This window comes from Bacillus sp. FH (assembly GCF_052216825.1).
Taxonomy (GTDB): Bacteria; Bacillota; Bacilli; order Bacillales; family Bacillaceae_G; genus Bacillus_A; species Bacillus_A paranthracis.
In genome coordinates this window covers 650,411-667,550 of the sequence record NZ_JBQOUU010000001.1, presented here as the reverse complement: position 1 = coordinate 667,550, position 17,140 = coordinate 650,411, and the positions used below count along the sequence as shown (strand labels likewise).

General features: G+C 34.0%; 18 protein-coding genes. 16 read left to right on the top strand and 2 right to left on the bottom strand.

Going from position 1 to position 17,140, the window contains the following annotated elements; translation table 11 throughout:
- Positions 1-197: 197 nt before the first annotated feature.
- The 3 genes from ACTT1L_RS03635 to ACTT1L_RS03625 all read left to right on the top strand — a co-directional run bounded on the left by ACTT1L_RS03635 (position 198) and on the right by ACTT1L_RS03625 (position 3,419).
- Positions 198-1,370, top strand: a complete 1,173-nt coding sequence (locus tag ACTT1L_RS03635; RefSeq protein WP_000229046.1) for a cyclopropane-fatty-acyl-phospholipid synthase — start codon at positions 198-200, stop codon at positions 1,368-1,370.
- Positions 1,371-1,587: 217 nt separating this feature from the next.
- Positions 1,588-2,649 carry an oxidoreductase gene (locus ACTT1L_RS03630; RefSeq protein WP_000176611.1) on the top strand — a complete coding sequence of 354 codons (1,062 nt, stop codon included), beginning with the start codon at positions 1,588-1,590 and terminating at the stop codon, positions 2,647-2,649.
- Between the two features lie 32 nt (positions 2,650-2,681).
- A complete protein-coding gene (locus ACTT1L_RS03625; RefSeq protein WP_071743327.1) occupies positions 2,682-3,419 on the top strand; it encodes a GntR family transcriptional regulator in 738 nt (245 codons plus the stop codon).
- A 64-nt stretch (positions 3,420-3,483) separates the two neighbouring features.
- On the opposite strand, the gene ACTT1L_RS03620 is transcribed toward ACTT1L_RS03625, so the two are convergent.
- The gene (locus ACTT1L_RS03620) at positions 3,484-3,828 is read right to left on the bottom strand and encodes a winged helix-turn-helix transcriptional regulator (RefSeq protein ID WP_071743325.1); all 345 of its coding nucleotides are present in this window, start codon (positions 3,826-3,828) and stop codon (positions 3,484-3,486) included.
- A gap of 582 nt (positions 3,829-4,410) precedes the next feature.
- Between ACTT1L_RS03620 and spxA the strand changes: the two genes are divergently transcribed.
- The 6 genes from spxA (at position 4,411) to ACTT1L_RS03590 (ending at position 8,729) form a co-directional block, all read left to right on the top strand.
- Entirely contained in the window at positions 4,411-4,806 is a 396-nt protein-coding gene (spxA, locus tag ACTT1L_RS03615; RefSeq protein ID WP_000261183.1) for a transcriptional regulator SpxA, read from the top strand.
- 47 nt (positions 4,807-4,853) lie between these two features.
- Entirely contained in the window at positions 4,854-4,988 is a 135-nt protein-coding gene (locus tag ACTT1L_RS03610) for a BA3454 family stress response protein (protein WP_000573537.1), read from the top strand.
- 109 nt (positions 4,989-5,097) lie between these two features.
- Entirely contained in the window at positions 5,098-5,232 is a 135-nt protein-coding gene (locus ACTT1L_RS03605) for a BA3454 family stress response protein (protein ID WP_000573531.1), read from the top strand.
- Between the two features lie 163 nt (positions 5,233-5,395).
- Positions 5,396-5,809, top strand: a complete 414-nt coding sequence (saiR, locus tag ACTT1L_RS03600) for an Rrf2-family transcriptional regulator SaiR (protein WP_000093217.1) — start codon at positions 5,396-5,398, stop codon at positions 5,807-5,809.
- A 116-nt stretch (positions 5,810-5,925) separates the two neighbouring features.
- Positions 5,926-6,261 (top strand): IDEAL domain-containing protein, encoded by a 336-nt coding sequence (locus ACTT1L_RS03595; RefSeq protein WP_000987477.1) that lies wholly within the window; start codon positions 5,926-5,928, stop codon positions 6,259-6,261.
- 1,148 nt (positions 6,262-7,409) lie between these two features.
- Positions 7,410-8,729 (top strand): aromatic amino acid transport family protein, encoded by a 1,320-nt coding sequence (locus tag ACTT1L_RS03590; protein WP_001014180.1) that lies wholly within the window; start codon positions 7,410-7,412, stop codon positions 8,727-8,729.
- A 159-nt stretch (positions 8,730-8,888) separates the two neighbouring features.
- Here the strand turns inward: ACTT1L_RS03590 and ACTT1L_RS03585 are convergent, their stop codons facing one another.
- Complete coding sequence (locus ACTT1L_RS03585) at positions 8,889-9,371, bottom strand: VOC family protein (protein ID WP_061129150.1); 483 nt, start codon at positions 9,369-9,371, stop codon at positions 8,889-8,891.
- 511 nt (positions 9,372-9,882) lie between these two features.
- Between ACTT1L_RS03585 and ACTT1L_RS03580 the strand changes: the two genes are divergently transcribed.
- From ACTT1L_RS03580 to ACTT1L_RS03550, 7 genes are all read left to right on the top strand, one after another.
- Positions 9,883-10,398: a heme-degrading domain-containing protein gene (locus ACTT1L_RS03580; protein ID WP_003267145.1), complete on the top strand. Its 516-nt coding sequence runs from the start codon at positions 9,883-9,885 to the stop codon at positions 10,396-10,398.
- Positions 10,399-10,440: 42 nt separating this feature from the next.
- Positions 10,441-10,914 carry a tautomerase family protein gene (locus ACTT1L_RS03575; protein WP_001128303.1) on the top strand — a complete coding sequence of 158 codons (474 nt, stop codon included), beginning with the start codon at positions 10,441-10,443 and terminating at the stop codon, positions 10,912-10,914.
- 581 nt (positions 10,915-11,495) lie between these two features.
- On the top strand, positions 11,496-12,710 hold the full coding sequence (locus ACTT1L_RS03570; RefSeq protein WP_001089895.1) for an MFS transporter: 1,215 nt from the start codon (positions 11,496-11,498) through the stop codon (positions 12,708-12,710).
- A gap of 16 nt (positions 12,711-12,726) precedes the next feature.
- Positions 12,727-13,566 carry an aldo/keto reductase gene (locus ACTT1L_RS03565; protein WP_000793586.1) on the top strand — a complete coding sequence of 280 codons (840 nt, stop codon included), beginning with the start codon at positions 12,727-12,729 and terminating at the stop codon, positions 13,564-13,566.
- A 426-nt stretch (positions 13,567-13,992) separates the two neighbouring features.
- Positions 13,993-15,066: a WD40/YVTN/BNR-like repeat-containing protein gene (locus ACTT1L_RS03560; protein ID WP_442821799.1), complete on the top strand. Its 1,074-nt coding sequence runs from the start codon at positions 13,993-13,995 to the stop codon at positions 15,064-15,066.
- A 364-nt stretch (positions 15,067-15,430) separates the two neighbouring features.
- On the top strand, positions 15,431-16,030 hold the full coding sequence (locus ACTT1L_RS03555) for a nitroreductase family protein (RefSeq protein ID WP_000158931.1): 600 nt from the start codon (positions 15,431-15,433) through the stop codon (positions 16,028-16,030).
- A 240-nt stretch (positions 16,031-16,270) separates the two neighbouring features.
- Positions 16,271-17,128: a RhaT/GlcU family sugar-proton symporter gene (locus ACTT1L_RS03550; RefSeq protein ID WP_000353541.1), complete on the top strand. Its 858-nt coding sequence runs from the start codon at positions 16,271-16,273 to the stop codon at positions 17,126-17,128.
- Positions 17,129-17,140 lie beyond the last annotated feature (12 nt).

Here is a 17,140-nt window from a genome sequence, read left to right as displayed (position 1 = left end):
GTGATGAATAATGGATTAAAGTTTTCATAGGTACTTAAAAGTGCCTTCATCACTTTAAAGTACGTACTATGCTTCATAATATAACCGTTTTATAATGACACTCGTAGCAAGAAATCATAACGGTTTTAAGCTATGTTCAAAAAGACTTATTAACTAGTATAGTTTTTTGTTCAATTTCTTTAGTAGGAGATGTTTATATGGTTGAAGAACTTTTTTATAAAAAAATACTTAAAAATCTTTTTTCAGATCCAGTTCAAATTACACTTTGGAATGGAGAAACAATACAATATGGAGAAGGGGAACCTCAATTTCATGTAACATTCCATAAGCCGCTTTCAAAAAAAGAGATTGCTAAGGATCCTTCTATCGCATTCGGTGAAGCATATATGAATGGAGATCTTGAAATAGAAGGGAATCTTGAAAAAGCAATTCAATCAATTTATAAAAGGCAGGATAGCTTTTTAGGTGATAGTAAGTTGCAATATTTCAAAAGTAAATGGAATTTCTCAAAACAAAAAAATAAAGATGATATTGCTCATCATTATGATATTGGGAACGATTTCTATAAATTATGGCTAGATGAAACAATGACGTATTCTTGTGCGTATTTCCAAAATGAGCAAGATTCTTTAACGACAGCTCAGCATAATAAAGTGAATCATATTTTGAAAAAGTTGAACCTTCAAAAAGGTGATACGCTATTAGATATTGGTTGCGGGTGGGGTGAGCTCATTACAGCTGCCGCTAAGCAGTACGGTGTGAAAGCGATGGGGGTAACGTTAAGTGAGGAACAATATGCTAAGACTTCCGAGCGAATTAAACAAGAGGGACTTACGGATTTAGTTGAAGTATCTTTACTTGATTACCGCGATATTAAGAATCGTAAATTTGATAAAATTGTTAGTGTAGGTATGATTGAACATGTAGGAAAAGACAACATTACACAATACTTTGAGACAGTGAATGCACTACTAAATGATGGTGGGATTTCTCTACTTCATTGTATTACTTCCCCGGCCAATGGTGGTGCTACGAATGGTTGGATTGAAAAATATATATTCCCTGGCGGATATGTTCCTGCTGTTAACGAATTAATCACGAACATGACAAACGAACAATTTTACATTGTTGATGTGGAAAGCTTACGTAGACATTACGGGAAAACATTACAGCATTGGGCTCGAAATTTTGAAAATGTACTGGAGGAAGTTCGCAAAACGAAAGATGAGCGATTCATTCGTATGTGGCGCTTATATTTAAATGCATGTGCAGCTTCGTTCTTTACAGGTAATATTGATTTACATCAATTTGTATTTACAAAAGGTATTAACGATACAATTCCGATGACACGTTCTTATATGTATGAATAAGAGCATGTAATGAAGCAGCTCTTTAACTACTCATCGAGTGTAAATAAAATGATGGTAGGACATAAGTCTATAACTTAAAGTCGAGATCGGAATCAGAAAATGATTTCCATCTCGACTTTTTTATATATAATTTTAAAAACAAAACTATATACTTTTAATGATAAAAATATATAATAAATATAGAATCAAAAATTTATGAGCAAGGAAGTTGAAGAATATGACATTAACAATGGGCTTTATTGGATTTGGAAAATCAGCTAACCGCTATCACTTACCGTATGTGAATATACGTAAAAATATAAAAGTAAAAACGATTTTTGCTCGCCAAATTAATGAAGAATTAGCGGCTCCATATAAGGAAAAAGGTGTTAGTTTCACTACTAATTTGAACGAATTGTTGAATGATAAAGAAATCCAAGTAGTGACAATCTGTACGCCAGCACATACGCATTACGAATTAGCGAAAAAAGTTATACTTGCTGGAAAATCAGTTATCGTTGAAAAACCATTTTGCGATACAGTGGAACATGCGAAAGAATTATTAGCTTTAGGACGAGAAAAAGGTGTAGTAGTTATGCCTTATCAAAACCGCCGTTTTGATGGTGATTTCTTAGCAGTGAAGCAAGTTGTGGAACAAGGATTCCTTGGTGATATTGTTGAGGTTGAATCACATATTGATTATTTCCGTCCTGGTTCAATCACTCACGAAGGTCCGAAAGAAGAAGGTTCATTTTACAGTTTAGGTATTCATACGATGGACCGTATGATTTCACTGTTTGGCCGTCCAGATACGGTGACATACGATATTCGTAATAATGAAGTGGAAGGTGCGGTTGATAATTATTTCGATGTTGGTCTACATTACGGAAATAAGTTGAAAATTAAACTGAAAACGAACCATGTTGTAGCGAAAGATTATCCGCGCTTTATCGTTCATGGAACAAATGGATCGTTTATTAAATATGGTGAAGATCAGCAGGAAAATGATTTGAAAGCGGGTATTATGCCTGAGAGTGCAGGATTTGGTGAAGATTCACCGATGTACTATGGAATTGCGAAATATCGCAACGCAAACGGTGATTGGATTGAAAAACAAATTAAAACGCCACTTGGTGATTACGGTCGTTTTTATGATGCAGCGTATGAAACAATTGTAAATGGTGCACCAAAGCTTGTGAAAGACGAAGAAGCGGTAACGAATATTGAAATCTTAGAAAACGGATTTGCTGCGCCATCACCTTCCGTTTACAAACTTGAGGCTTTAAACTTAAATGAATAGAAGAGGGAATACAGCATAAAGGAGGTATGGAAATGGCAAGCGGATCCACACAAGTAAAATACCTCGGCATTTATCAAAAAATGAAACAGCAAATTTTAGACGGCGAATATAAGATTAACGAAAAAATTCCAAGTAGCCCCGTCCTTGCTGAAGAATTTGATGTTTCTGTCCTTACTATAAAAAAGGCGCTGGATCTGTTAGTTAGAGACGGCTACATCATTCGCCGGCGCGGAAGTGGAACGGTCGTTCAAGATTGGCGTCAGCAAGAAAAGGCGCGAATGATTCAAACTTTAACAGGTACGAAAGCTGTTTATGGCAGTGAGGTAGAAAGTAAAATTATTGAGTTTACGATTGTCGGTGCCGATGAAGTCATTGCTGAAAAATTGGGTATTTCAGTAGGGGATTTTGTATATAAAATCATCCGCCTCCGCATCATTCACAGTATTCCAACGATTATGGAGCATACATGGATGCCGATTTCGGTCATTCCAGGTGTTGATGTTTCTGTTTTAGAGGAATCAATCTACTCCCACATTCAAAATAAACTAGGTCTTCAAGTGGGAACATCCGTTGTTAGGGTTAAAGGAATTCGCCCGGATGATAAAGAAAAGCAGTTTATGAACTTAACAAATCAAGATTTCCTAATGAGAGTGGAACAGGTGGCCTACTTAACGGATGGACGCACTTTTGAATACTCTTACGCCAATCATTTGCCGGAAACCTTTGAATTCGAAACAGTTATTACTGCAAAAAGTTATAAAGAGGTATAAAAAATAGGTTGGGGCACGTATTGCCTCAACCTATTTTCTGTTTTCAATATAGTAGGAACAGCTATTATTCATCTGCTGTAATCAGCATGGAAGTATTCCCGTTTTTTTCAAGATGAACTTCTCCCCAAGTGCAGAGGGAATCAAGTATGGCTCCTAAAGACGAACCGTAATCCGTTAAAGAGTACTCTACTTTCGGTGGCACTTGGTCATATACCTTCCTTTGGATTACACCATCTTCTTCTAGTTCCCGTAATTGTTGTGTTAACATTTTTTGTGTAATACCAGGCATTAAACGTTTTAATTCACTCGTTCTTTTTGTTCCTTTTTTTAAATGGCAAAGAATAACAACCTTCCACTTTCCGCCAATAACTTCTAAAGTCGCTTCTACAGGAATATTGTATGTCTTCATAAAAAAACTCCTTTGATGAATGTAGATTACAGTTTTGGACTTACATACGCTTTAATAATAAAATTATTTCTTTTTAGTGCCTATAACACTTTAAAGTGCGCACTATTTATTGTGCGAAATATCGTTCATAATAACCGATGTAAGAGAGAAATAAGCAGAACGGCACTTGAAAATGCATACGTTACTTTTTAGTACCTATAACACTTTAAAGTACGTACTTTTTATTATGCTGAATATAATCCATAATAGCACTTGTAAGCAAGAAATGCGTGAAATGTGCTTTGAAGGAGCTACCATGCTATGGGCAATTTTACATGAGAACAATTTGTTCTGTTATTAAAATGAATCCAAGACTTAACAGTTGATTAATTGAACTGTAAAGTTTAAAATTACAGTAAGATTTTTAAAAGTGAGTTGTTATCGTCTGTAAAATATAGCATGAATAATAGAGATAAATAAAACATTGCCGAATAAATAACATTACGTGAATTTGATTCTGAACTGTAATTTTTTTTAATACATTTAAATGACCGATATTTAAAATTGAAGTTTCATAAAGAATATTAAAGGAGTGAGTGAAATATGGTGGTTTTATATACAACAGCAAGCTGCGGTTCATGCCGAAAAGCGAAAGCATGGCTGGAGGAGAATCAAATTGATTATACTGAAAAAAATATCGTATCCAATTCTATGACAGTGGATGAACTTAAATCCATTCTTCGTTTAACTGAAGAGGGTGCTACTGAAATTATTTCAACTAGATCCAAAACTTTTCAAGACTTAAATATAAATATAGATGAGCTTTCGCTGAATGAATTTTATCAATTAATAATTGAGCATCCGCTAATGTTGCGTCGCCCAATTATGCTGGACGAGAAAAGATTACAGATTGGTTTTAATGACGAAGAAATTCGTAAATTTTTACCACGTAGCGTTCGAACATTTTTAAATATTGAACTGCAAAAATTGGCTAATTAATAAGTAATAATTTTTAGGAAAAGTTTTTTGAAAGGAGAAAGCAGGAAATGATAGAAGTATGTGTTACAGTCAATTATAACGATAGAAATTATCAAACAAATGTTATTGTAAGTAAAGGTACGATATGGACAAAAATTAAACAATTGGCAGAAGAACAAGTCAAAAAGCAGTGGGGCTTTTAAATTGGATTATTTAAAAAGTGAAGTTACAAGTTAGAGGCTTTAAATAAACCCAAGACTTTTCAGGACTTAAATATAGATAAGAAATTTGTTTGAAAGGAGGAAGCAGGAAATGATAGAAGTATGTGTTACAGTCAATTATAACGATAGAAATTATCAAACAAATGTTATTGTAAGCAAAGATACGATATGGACAAAAATTAAACAGTTGGCAGAAGAGCAAGTGAAGAAACAATGGAGTCTTTAAATGTATGTTTAACTTAAAAAGCTAAAGGGAGTTATGGAATCTATTTCTTTATGCTAAGAGTGGTTCTTATATATTTTAACGTCTGGCTAACCTATCTGTAATATTTATGGCTACAGTATGTTAATATAGGAGAAATAATATTTTTGATCGTAGGAGGAAAACAATGAGCAGCGACTTTACTTTGGCCATACACAGTTTAACTTATTTAGCTTTACAGCCAGACAGGATGTCAACAAGTAATGCTATTTCAGAAAGTGCGGGGGTTCACCCAGTACGCATTCGCAAAGTGCTAAGTTTGTTAAAAAAACATAAGTTTATACAATCGAAAGAGGGGACTGGTGGCGGTTTTATTTTCGCCCGAGATTTAGATGAAGTTAATCTTTGGCATATTTATCAAATAACCTCTGAAGGTGCATTGCAGCCTAAGTGCCCAGAATCAAATGATCAGTGTATTGTAGGTTCAAACATGCGAAAAGTGCTGTTCACTATTTTCTTAGGTGCGGAAGAACATCTAGGTGAATACTTAAAGAATTACACAATGAAAGAAGTTGTTGATCTTATCAATCAAGAACGTTAAGTGGCTTACTTGTTATATAGAGCCGTAAGTTCTTACCATTGAAATGTAATGGAAAATATTACAGTTTAATTTCGTTTTTATCGTCACAAAAAATATTTATAAGAAGGTGAAAAAGTATGATGTCAAATAATAATCAAGTTGTAAAAGTAGGAGATTGGGTTCGTGGAATATCAAATGAGGGCGAATTCATAGTTGGTTACATTGTATCACTTGATGAAGCGGAAGATATAGTTACAGTTAGTATTGTGAAACGTGACGACAAGTACACAATAAACGAAGCGATTTTACTCTTTAGTAAACATGTTAACAAACTTCCTGAATCAAAGGTAATCAATAAGGAGCAAATTCTTTATCTGATAGACCTTGCATTATTAACAGGAGACGAAGAATGGTTTATCGAGCTTTCTTCAAAATTAAACTCAATAAAAGAGCTAGTTAACGAAGGATTTTAAAGATTACATGATTTGCTTTTAATAGGTTGAATCGTGCAATAATCAATAATATCATCTCTAAGGAAATGATATAAAAACGATTCATTATAAATATAGAAATATTCCTGAAGAAGAGTTGAAAAAACTCGAATTAAGATTACATTGCATTCAGTTGTTTGCATACCTCTGATAACAATTGTTATGTAAATAAGCTGCCCGATATGGGCAGCTTATTGTATTTTTGCGTTTAGCGTAGGTTTTTGTAAAATGTTAGCGGTCCTCTTATTGCCATCAAGTAAAAGGTAGCTTCCTAAAAATGTATATGAATGCAATGTCGATAATATATATCCTGAAAATTGGTTGGTATATTCAAAAAGATATTTCTTTTTAACCACATTAATTATTTATTAGAATATCTTTTTAAATTAAAATAAATTTTTTTGACAAAGAAGAATATAAGTATCTTTATAATAAGTAACTTGGATAAATAATATGTGACTGTGTTTTATGCTAATTCATTCAGTTTTAAGCGATAGGAACAAGGGTTGCATGCGAACTGTAAAATGTTATCTATGTAAAATTATATCCAATTAATATTTCTGAAAATATAAAAATATTAATTTTATAAATATACACGTTATAATGAGGGCGTCGAGAGAAATTTTATTATCTCTGGAGAAAATATAAAAAATGCGATTATTAGTAAGAAAGGTGTGTGATTAGAGGCGAAATGAATGTAATGTGCTTCAGTGGCTTGTGTAAGCAATATTATCAGTGCTACCGAAGTTATGAAAGTTAATGTATAGAATTGAGAAAGAAATGCCTCGCAAATGAAGAGAGGCCGGTTTAGCTAAAATTACTGTTAAAAGTAAAAAAGAGAAACCATGAAGTAATACACTGTTATTAGAAATGTTGCAACGTATTTATGAAGTCTATTCTATATTGTTCTCTTAAGGGGTCTTTATATAAAGAGCGGATATTACGAGTAAACTTTTTTGTGAACGCTAACAATTATATTAGGACGCTAATTAGCGAATGTTTCAATTTGGATTCATTATGATGAAGGACATACAATGTGGGGCAACTTGTAAGGAATTCATTTTCCGGAAAGGGAATATTTGTTAGATGCAAAGAGAGATGCAGGAATAGATACAAGGGGGAGTTATTATATGAACGGGAATACTGCAAAGAAAATAGAAGTTCAAGCTGAAAATACCGCACTAAACAATGAGCAATATGCAGATCCGAAAAAGTGGCATAAGCAGGATACTACATGGGCACTCAGTCTATTTGGAACTGCAATTGGAGCAGGGGTGCTCTTTTTACCGATTAATGCAGGTTCAGGTGGTTTATTATCTTTACTGCTAATTACATTGCTTGCATATCCAGTTATGTACTACTCACATAGGGCGCTTGCTAAAATGATATACGCTTCTAATTCTGCTGATGAGGGGATCACAGGTACAATTAGAGAGTATTTTGGAAATAAAGCGAGTATCATTTTTAACATCGTATATTTCGGTTCAATTTATACAATCGTACTAATGTATTCGGTTGCGCTTACAAACACTGCAAGTAGTTTTATCGTGCATCAATTGCACATGCCAGAACCTCCAAGAGCAATTTTATCACTTGTATTAGTTCTTGGTCTTATCGCTATACTAAATTTTGGTCAAGATATTACTGTAAAGGTAATGAGTATGTTAGTGTATCCTTTCATCGTTTCTCTACTGTTTATCGCAATATCTTTAATTCCACAGTGGAATACGTCAATGCTTAGTTTTTCAGCTGTTTCAACTGCTTCAACAGGAACAGGCTATTTTGGGACGATATTGATGATTCTACCAATCATCGTATTCTCATTTAATCATTCACCTATGATTTCATCATTTGTTGTGAAACAGAGAGCTACGTATGGAATCGAAGCCACTGATGCGAAATGTGCGCAAATACAAAAGGTTTGTTATATCATGACATTCGCTGTTGTTATGTTCTTCGTTTGGAGTAGCGCATTGAGCTTGACTCCAGAGGATATAAAAATGGCAAAAGAACAAAACTTATCAATTCTTTCATATCTTGCGAATGAGCTTAATTCGCCTGTAATCACGATTGCAGCTCCAATTATTGCTTTTGTGGCTATTACAAAGTCATTCCTTGGCCATTATATCGGAGCATTTGAAGTAATGCGTGACATGATTATTAAGTTTGGTAAATCACGTGGAAAAGATATTGAAGAAAAAACAATTAAGACAATAATCCTTACTTTTGTTGTATTATCATGCTGGTTTGTTGCTTATACAAATCCAAGTATTCTTGGACTTATTGATTCTCTAAGCGGTCCATTAGTTGCTGCTATCTTATGTCTATTACCGATGTATGCGATTCAAAAAGTACCGGTATTAGCTAAGTACAAAGGGAAAATGAGTAACGTATTTGTTATTATTGTAGGTGTACTTACTGTTTTAGCAAGTATTAAGTCATTATTCTAATTCACGATTTTTGATTTTAGTGTCAAAGTAGTCGAATATGAAATATCTATTTTGGGACAAACTTCTCACGTTGGAGAGTTTGTCCTTTTTATTTAATCTATCAACAAACAGCCACCTTTTCAGAGATAAGGTGGCTGTTTCGGTATTAATTTATTTTTACTATTCACGTCTAAATGGGCCTTTTGGAGCAATGAGCTCTAAATTAGTACCATCTGGATCACGGAAGTAGGCAACGCCTGTACCAAATCCAGATTTCAAGCCGTCTTCTTCTTGGAAGATAATTGGCTCTCCATCTGGTTCTACCCCAATTGCTTTTAGACGTTCTACAGCGGCATCAATATCTTCTACTTCAAAACAAAGATGCATCGCACTAATTTGATCATTTGAGTAAGATGCTTTATCTGATTTAGGGACAACGTATTCTAGAATGTCGATGTTCAAATTGTCTAAGTGTAGATTGGCATATTTAATACGAGTATCTTCAAGTCCTTGTGTTTGCGCCATTCGTTTCCCGCCAATTTCATCGATGTTTGATACTTTCTTACCTGTTAATGCTTCATAAAAAACGATAGATTTTTCTAAATTGCTTACTGTAATTCCGACGTGATTTACTTGTGAAAAGCCTGCTGTTTTTTCACTCATTTTTGTTACCTCCTATTTTTAGGTGGTGTAATGTATCGTTTCACCAATCTTTTACTGTAATTAAAATGGGCCTTTAGTTGAAGTTCTATTCTAATTCGTTTTTAACAACTCAAAAGAAATATAAGAGTATTTTGTAGATAAGAAAAGAATCTAGTATCGGCTAGATTCTTTTCTTTTTCGTTTGTTTTTATACAAAAATTTGATGGGCTTGCATTACAGCCATTGAGCAAAAAAGTTTGATATGAAAAATATTATTCTTTAGTACATACATTTTTAAGATGTTAAATATATTTCATAATAGTCTCTGTAAGATAGGGATAAGTAAAATAGTACTTTAAAGTACCTATAGCACTTTAAAGTGCGTACTTTTTATAATTTTGAATATCATTCATAATAGCACCAGTAAGAAGAAAACAAGCTTTTCGGTACTAGTTACCACCGATGTTACAGCATTTTATTTAGAATCAAATTGATTGAAAGGTTGTACTATGTGGCCTAATAATTTCAAAAAATGCCGCAGTGGCATAAAACAATTATGGAGGTTAAAGATATGAGTTCTTCAAATTTAAATGAAATAAGTAAACAAATTTTAAAAGAGGAGGAAACACTTCAATTTACCTCTTTTACAAATGAAGATGCCTTGCAACTAGGTTTATTTATCGTGGAAACAGCAAAGCGAGAAGGAAAATTGATTGCTGTTGATATAACGAAAAACGGTGTGCAATTATTTCATTTCAAGATGACAGGGACAAATGCGGAAAATACGAAATGGATTGAGCGTAAAAAGCGAGTCGTTTCCCTGCATGATCGTAGCTCGTATTATATGCAGATACAAAGTGAAATAACTGGAATCTCATATAATGAAAAATATCTTTTAGATACTTCGGAATATGCTGCATTTGGTGGATGTTTTCCTATCAGAATAAAAAACGTAGGGGTTATTGGAATGATAACAGTATCAGGATTACCACCAGAAGAAGATCACGAATTGGTAGTAAGGGCAGTTAAAAATCATTTGAATCAATAGCTGTAGTTAGTGAATAGATAATTAATTTTAGGGGGCAATACTATGCCGTTAATTGAACTAAATACTTGGCCAACGATGTCAACAGAAGAAAAGAAGGAATTCATTTATAATGTAACGGAACTTACAATAAAACGATTAAAAATTGTCCCTGACAAAATTCAAGTGTTGATTACGGAACTTGAGAAAGAAAATTGGGGGAAAGCCGGAGCTGTAGCAAGTGATGCTACCTTTGCTGAGAAAAGTAGGGTGTCCAATTGGGAGACAAAAGAGTCCTACGATACATCGTCTGGTAACGTTGATGGAATGGCTATTATTAAGATTGACATATGGAATACATTTGATCAAGAAACAAAGGATAAGTGGGTAAACGAACTTACACAAGTAACATCTAAATATACGCATGCACCTTTGGATAAAGTGCTAATTCTTATTCGTGAAATGATTCCAGGAAACTGGGGGCAAAGTGGTGTAACGGGAGCCGATAAAGATTTCCTTTCCAAAAGTCGTACATTTTAATGAATTAATAAAAAGGCAAAAATGAACATATTTCTGTTCGTTTTTGCCTTTTTTATTATTTGTTTGTGATAATGAATATGATCCTTTACATTTTCAAGTAATATCCTCTAAAGTCGCCTCTCTAGGAAGAGAGTATTTCTCCATATGAAACCTTTCTTCGTTGAATGTAGATGTTAATTTTGGAGCAAAATAAGCTAGGTTATATAAATGTTACTTTTTAGTACCTATAGTACTTTAAAGTACGTACTTTTTATTATGTTAAATATCATTCATAATAGCACATGTGAGAGGGAAACAAGCTTTATGGTACTAGTAATTAACTATGTTACTTTTTAGTACCTACAGCACTTTAAAGTGCGTACTATTCATTATGTTAAATATATTTCATAATAGTACATGTAGGAGAGAGACAAGCTTTACGGTACTAAAAAGTATCTATAGTACTTTAAAGTGCGTTCTTTAAAAAGAGAATGAAACCATTCATAATAGCGTTTGTAGAGATTAAATATATGTTTTGAAAGATAAAAAGGCCTTTTTATCGCACTATTATGATAGGAATTATAGGGAAGAGGGGAAATCAATTGAATTCATATACAGCATCGTCTTCAGAAGTTCAGACGAATCGAAGAAGTATATTTGCGTTATTAGCGCTAGCAATTAGTGCGTTCGGGATTGGGACAACTGAATTTGTTAGTGTCGGTTTATTACCATCTATTTCGGAAGATTTACATGTGTCGGTGACAACAGCTGGTTTAACAGTTTCTTTATATGCGTTAGGCGTAGCATTTGGTGCTCCGGTATTAACGTCGTTAACAGCTAATATGTCACGAAAAACGTTATTAATGTGGATTATGATTATTTTCATTATTGGTAATGGAATTGCAGCTGTCGCAACAAGTTTCACTGTATTACTTATTGCGCGAATTGTTTCTGCACTTTCGCATGGTGTGTTTATGTCAATTGGTTCAACGATTGCTGCGGCACTTGTACCAGAAAATAAACGTGCTAGCGCCATTGCCATTATGTTTACTGGTGTAACAGTTGCAACTATTACAGGAGCACCAATTGGAACATTTATTGGTCAACAATTTGGCTGGAGAACATCATTTTTAGCAATTGTAGTAATTGGAATTATTGCCTTAATCGCAAATAGTATTCTCATTCCATCTAATATGAAAAAAGGTGCGTCTGTATCATTCCGCGATCAGTTTAAATTAATTACAAACGGAAGACTGTTACTAGTTTTCATCATTACTGCATTAGGATATGGGGGAACATTCGTAACATTTACGTATTTATCTCCGTTATTACAAGAAGTAACAGGATTTAAAGCTAATACGGTTACTATCATTTTATTAGTGTATGGAATCGCCATTGCAATAGGGAATGTGATTGGCGGGAAATTATCGAATCATAATCCGATTCGAGCGCTATTTTACATGTTCTTTATTCAAGCGATTATATTATTTGTTTTAACATTTACAGCACCATTTAAGGTAGCGGGGTTAATCACAATTATTTTTATGGGACTATTCGCATTTATGAATGTTCCAGGGTTACAAGTATATGTCGTAATGTTAGCTGAACGATTTGTACCGAGTGCTGTCGATGTTGCATCGGCAATTAATATTGCGGCGTTTAACGCCGGGATTGCTCTTGGTGCTTATTTAGGTGGTATTGTAACGAATTCGTTAGGGTTAATTCATACTGCTTGGGTAGGCGGCATTATGGTAGTAGGTGCTGTTATTTTAACAGCATGGAGCATGTCATTAGAAAAACGAGATCAAGTAAAATAAAAGGAGAGAAAATATAATGAAAAACTTACAAAGTACAACAACATTGCATAACGGTGTAGAAATGCCTTGGTTTGGTTTAGGTGTATTTAAAGTAGAAGAAGGACCAGAGCTTGTAGAAGCAATTAAATCAGCAATTAAGGCAGGATACCGTAGCATCGATACAGCTGCGATTTATGGAAATGAAGCAGCTGTAGGTGAAGGAATTCGCGCTGGTATTGAAGCGACTGGAATTTCAAGAGAAGAATTATTTATCACTTCAAAAGTATGGAACGCAGACCAAGGATACGAAGAAACAATTGCTGCATATGAAGAGAGTTTAAAAAAATTACAACTAGATTATTTAGATTTATATCTTGTTCACTGGCCTGTAGAAGGGAAATATAAAGATACGTGGAGAGCGTTAGAAACGCTTTATAAAGAAAAGCGTGTACGTGCAATTGGCGTAAGTAACTTCCAAATTCATCACCTGCAAGATGTAATAAAAGATGCAGAAATTAAGCCAATGATCAACCAAGTAGAATACCATCCTCGTTTAACACAAAAAGAATTACAAGCTTTCTGTAAAGAACAAGGTATTCAAATGGAAGCATGGTCACCACTAATGCAAGGTCAATTATTAGATAATGAAACATTACAGGCAATTGCTGAGAAATACGGTAAAACAACAGCACAAGTGATTTTACGTTGGGATCTTCAAAATGGAGTAATTACAATTCCAAAATCAACGAAAGAACACCGTATTATTGCAAACGCTGATGTATTTAACTTTGAATTAACGAAAGAAGATATGGAAAAAATCGATGCGTTAAACCAAAATCACCGCGTTGGTCCAGACCCTGATAACTTTGATTTCTAAGATTAAAGAATGAGTAAAAAGAGTGCAAAGTTGCACTCTTTTTTATTTTCTATTCAATAAAATGTTTCTGTTTATTTGATTAGCGTTTATATTATGGCTGTTGAATTGCTTTTGGCTATGTAGAGAACTTACTCTAAGACAGTATTAAAGTTTGACATGTAATCATGCATTCTATAATATGTATGCTATAGCATGTATATTGCAAGCTATTTGGAGGTGGCATATGGACTTATATGAGTGAACAGGGTATCTTGTTCATCGCACTGATGTGAAATTAACAAAATATATAATGTAAGTTTTTAATCACATATTGATTATAAATTTTATCTTTTATATGCTATAGCATATAAAATTCGCCTCTTAAATTGTAATGGCGAAAATTTAAATAATACAGTAGATATATTATGAAACGAGGAGATTTTAGTTATGGAAAAATTTATATTAGCGTTTGATAGAGAGCTTGTAATTGCAGAAAAAAAAGACTCAACATGGAGTGTCCAATCACAGTTTGTAGGTGCGAATCCAGTTGCGTTAGCTTTAGATCCATACGATTCAGAAAGAATGTATTGTGGTACTTTTGATAGGGGATTATGGAGAAGTAAAGATGGAGGAAGTTCATGGGAAGCGATTGGAACTTTACCTTCTTTTGGTGAAGTGTTCCCAGCTAATGCTATTCATATGAGAGCTATTACAGCGGTTTCTGTATCTTCAGTGAAGGGTGATGACGGTAACGGTATCGTATATGTAGGAACTGAACCGAGCGCCATGTTTGTATCTAAAAATGGAGGAGACAGTTTTGAACTGCTAACGGATTATCGACAAATGCCATCGTATTCATCATGGTTCTTTCCTCAACGAACATATACGCACCACGTAAAACATATTGAAATTGATGCTAATAATCCAGAAACTATATATACAACGATTGAGGTTGGGGGATTAATTAAAAGTGTAGATGGCGGTATGACATGGACTGAGGAAAAAGAGGGGAACTATCCTCAAGATATTCACATTCTTACATCACATCGCAATGCACCGAATCGCTTATACGGGGTGTTAGGTGATTCATTCTTGAAAGAATCAGGTCACGAGTATGCGGAGAGTAATGATGGAGGTAAGACTTGGAACTATATGTGTAGTGGGCTAAAACATCATTACGCATATCAAATGGCAGTTAACCCAAATGATCCAGAAAATATTATTATCGCGACATCTTCAAATCCACACGTAGCGCATGATTACAATAATGGAAATTGTGAATCATTTATTTATAAGAAAGAAAAAGATCAGCCTTGGGCAGAAATGAATGCAGGTTTACCAACTCCTAAAGGCACAATCATACCAGTATTAAAGGCAACAAGTGATGGAACGTTCTATTTATTTAGTAATAAAGGGGTTTATAAGTCGGTAGATGGCGGTTCAAATTGGACGTCATTAGATATTCCATGGGAGAACAGATTTATGGAACAACATCCTTATGAGATGTTAATTATTAAATAAGTAATGAGTATAATTTTTACAACTATTCATTAAGTATGGTTATTTGAATTGAATTTGAAAATGTAAAAAGCTAGGTAATGCGTTATTCGTGTTACCTGGCTTTTTTGACTATCAATTTAAGGTTATTTTCATATTTGTGTAAATATGAAACACGTAGAATATCTGAATGGAGAATGGGTAAAATAGTACCGAATAATGTTATAAGGCTTTTTAGGGAAACTGAAGAAAGCAGTGTGTTTAGATTTAGAATGACTGGCAATGGGTGTTAAGAAGTTCAATGATTTAAAAATGAACTCTTTTAAACGCATATTATCTATGAGATGTATGATTTTGAAGAATATTAAAACTCAGGAGGAATTGAATTATGACAAAAGATTTCTATACTGCACTGAAAGAAAGACGTACTTACTATGGGATTAATAAAGAGGTAAAAGTATCGGATGAAAAAATTAAAGAAATCGTGGAGTTTGCTGTGAAATATACTCCATCTGCTTTCAATTCTCAAACTGCGCGATTAGTTGTATTATTTGGTGAAGCTCATGATAAACTATGGGATATTACAACTGAAACATTAAGAAAAGTAGTAGGAGATGGAGATTTTTCAGGAACGCAACAAAAAATGGATTCGTTTAAAGCTGGTTATGGAACAGTACTATTCTTTGAAGATGAGGCAATAGTGAAATCGCTTCAAGAAAAATTTGCTGCATATGCTGAAAACTTCCCAATTTGGTCACACCAAGCATCAGGTATGCACCAACTAGTCGTGTGGACAGGTTTAGAAGCAGAGGGATTAGGGGCATCTTTACAACATTATAATCCATTAATCGACGATGAGGTAAAACAAGAATGGAATGTTCCTTCTAATTGGAAACTCATTGCACAAATGCCATTTGGTAATCCAACAGCTGCACCAGGAGAAAAAGAATTCCAACCGCTTGAAGAGCGTGTGAAATTTCATAAATAATTAACTGTTCTCTAAAGGATAATTTAAAATTCATATCCTAATTAGGATACATACAAATATTTTTGTGAAAAAGAATCCATTTTCAAAATGGATTCTTTTTTAGGTAATAGGAAAATATTCGTATTTATAAATTAATTAGTAATTCTTTAAGATGTATATATTTTATATAGGAGAGAAACAATAATTTTTGGGGACGGGGTGTAATAGTAACTATGTAGGAGGGATAGGGGTGATGAAAAAATGGATATTTTATTAGCGATTTTACCAGCGTTATTTTGGGGGAGTATTGTACTCTTTAACGTTAAATTGGGCGGAGGACCCTATAGTCAAGTACTTGGAACAACTTTTGGTGCACTTCTTTTCTCAATAGGTATTTATATTTTTGTAAAACCAGTGTTAACGCCAATGGTAATTGGAGTAGGAATTGTATCAGGGTTATTTTGGGCATTGGGACAAGCTAATCAATTAAAAAGTATTGATTTAATTGGAGTTTCTAAAACAATGCCTATTTCAACCGGGATGCAATTAGTGTCAGCTACTTTATTTGGAGTAATCGTATTTCATGAATGGTCCACAACAACGTCTGTTATATTAGGTGTTCTGGCACTTATTTGTATCATAATCGGAATCGTTCTTACATCACTCCCAAATTCAGAAGAGAAACAACAAGCACAAGCAGGGAACTTAAAAAGAGGGATTTTAATTTTATTGGTATCTACTTTTGGCTATTTAGTTTATGTAGTCGTAATACGATTATTTAATATAGACGGATGGTCAGCATTATTGCCGCAAGCAATCGGCATGGTGTTAGGTGGAATCCTGCTAACATTTAAGCATCGACCATTCAATAAATATGCCATTCGTAATATTATTCCTGGCTTAATTTGGGCAGCCGGAAATATGTTTTTATTTATATCACAGCCGCGTGTAGGGGTAGCTACAAGCTTCTCCCTTTCCCAAATGGGGATTGTAATCTCAACTTTAGGTGGCATTTTTATATTAGGTGAAAAGAAAACAAAACGTCAGTTTAATGCGATTATCATTGGGATTATCTTTATTGTCGCAGCTGGAGTTATGTTAGGAATTGCAAAAGGATAAAGAGGAGGAAAA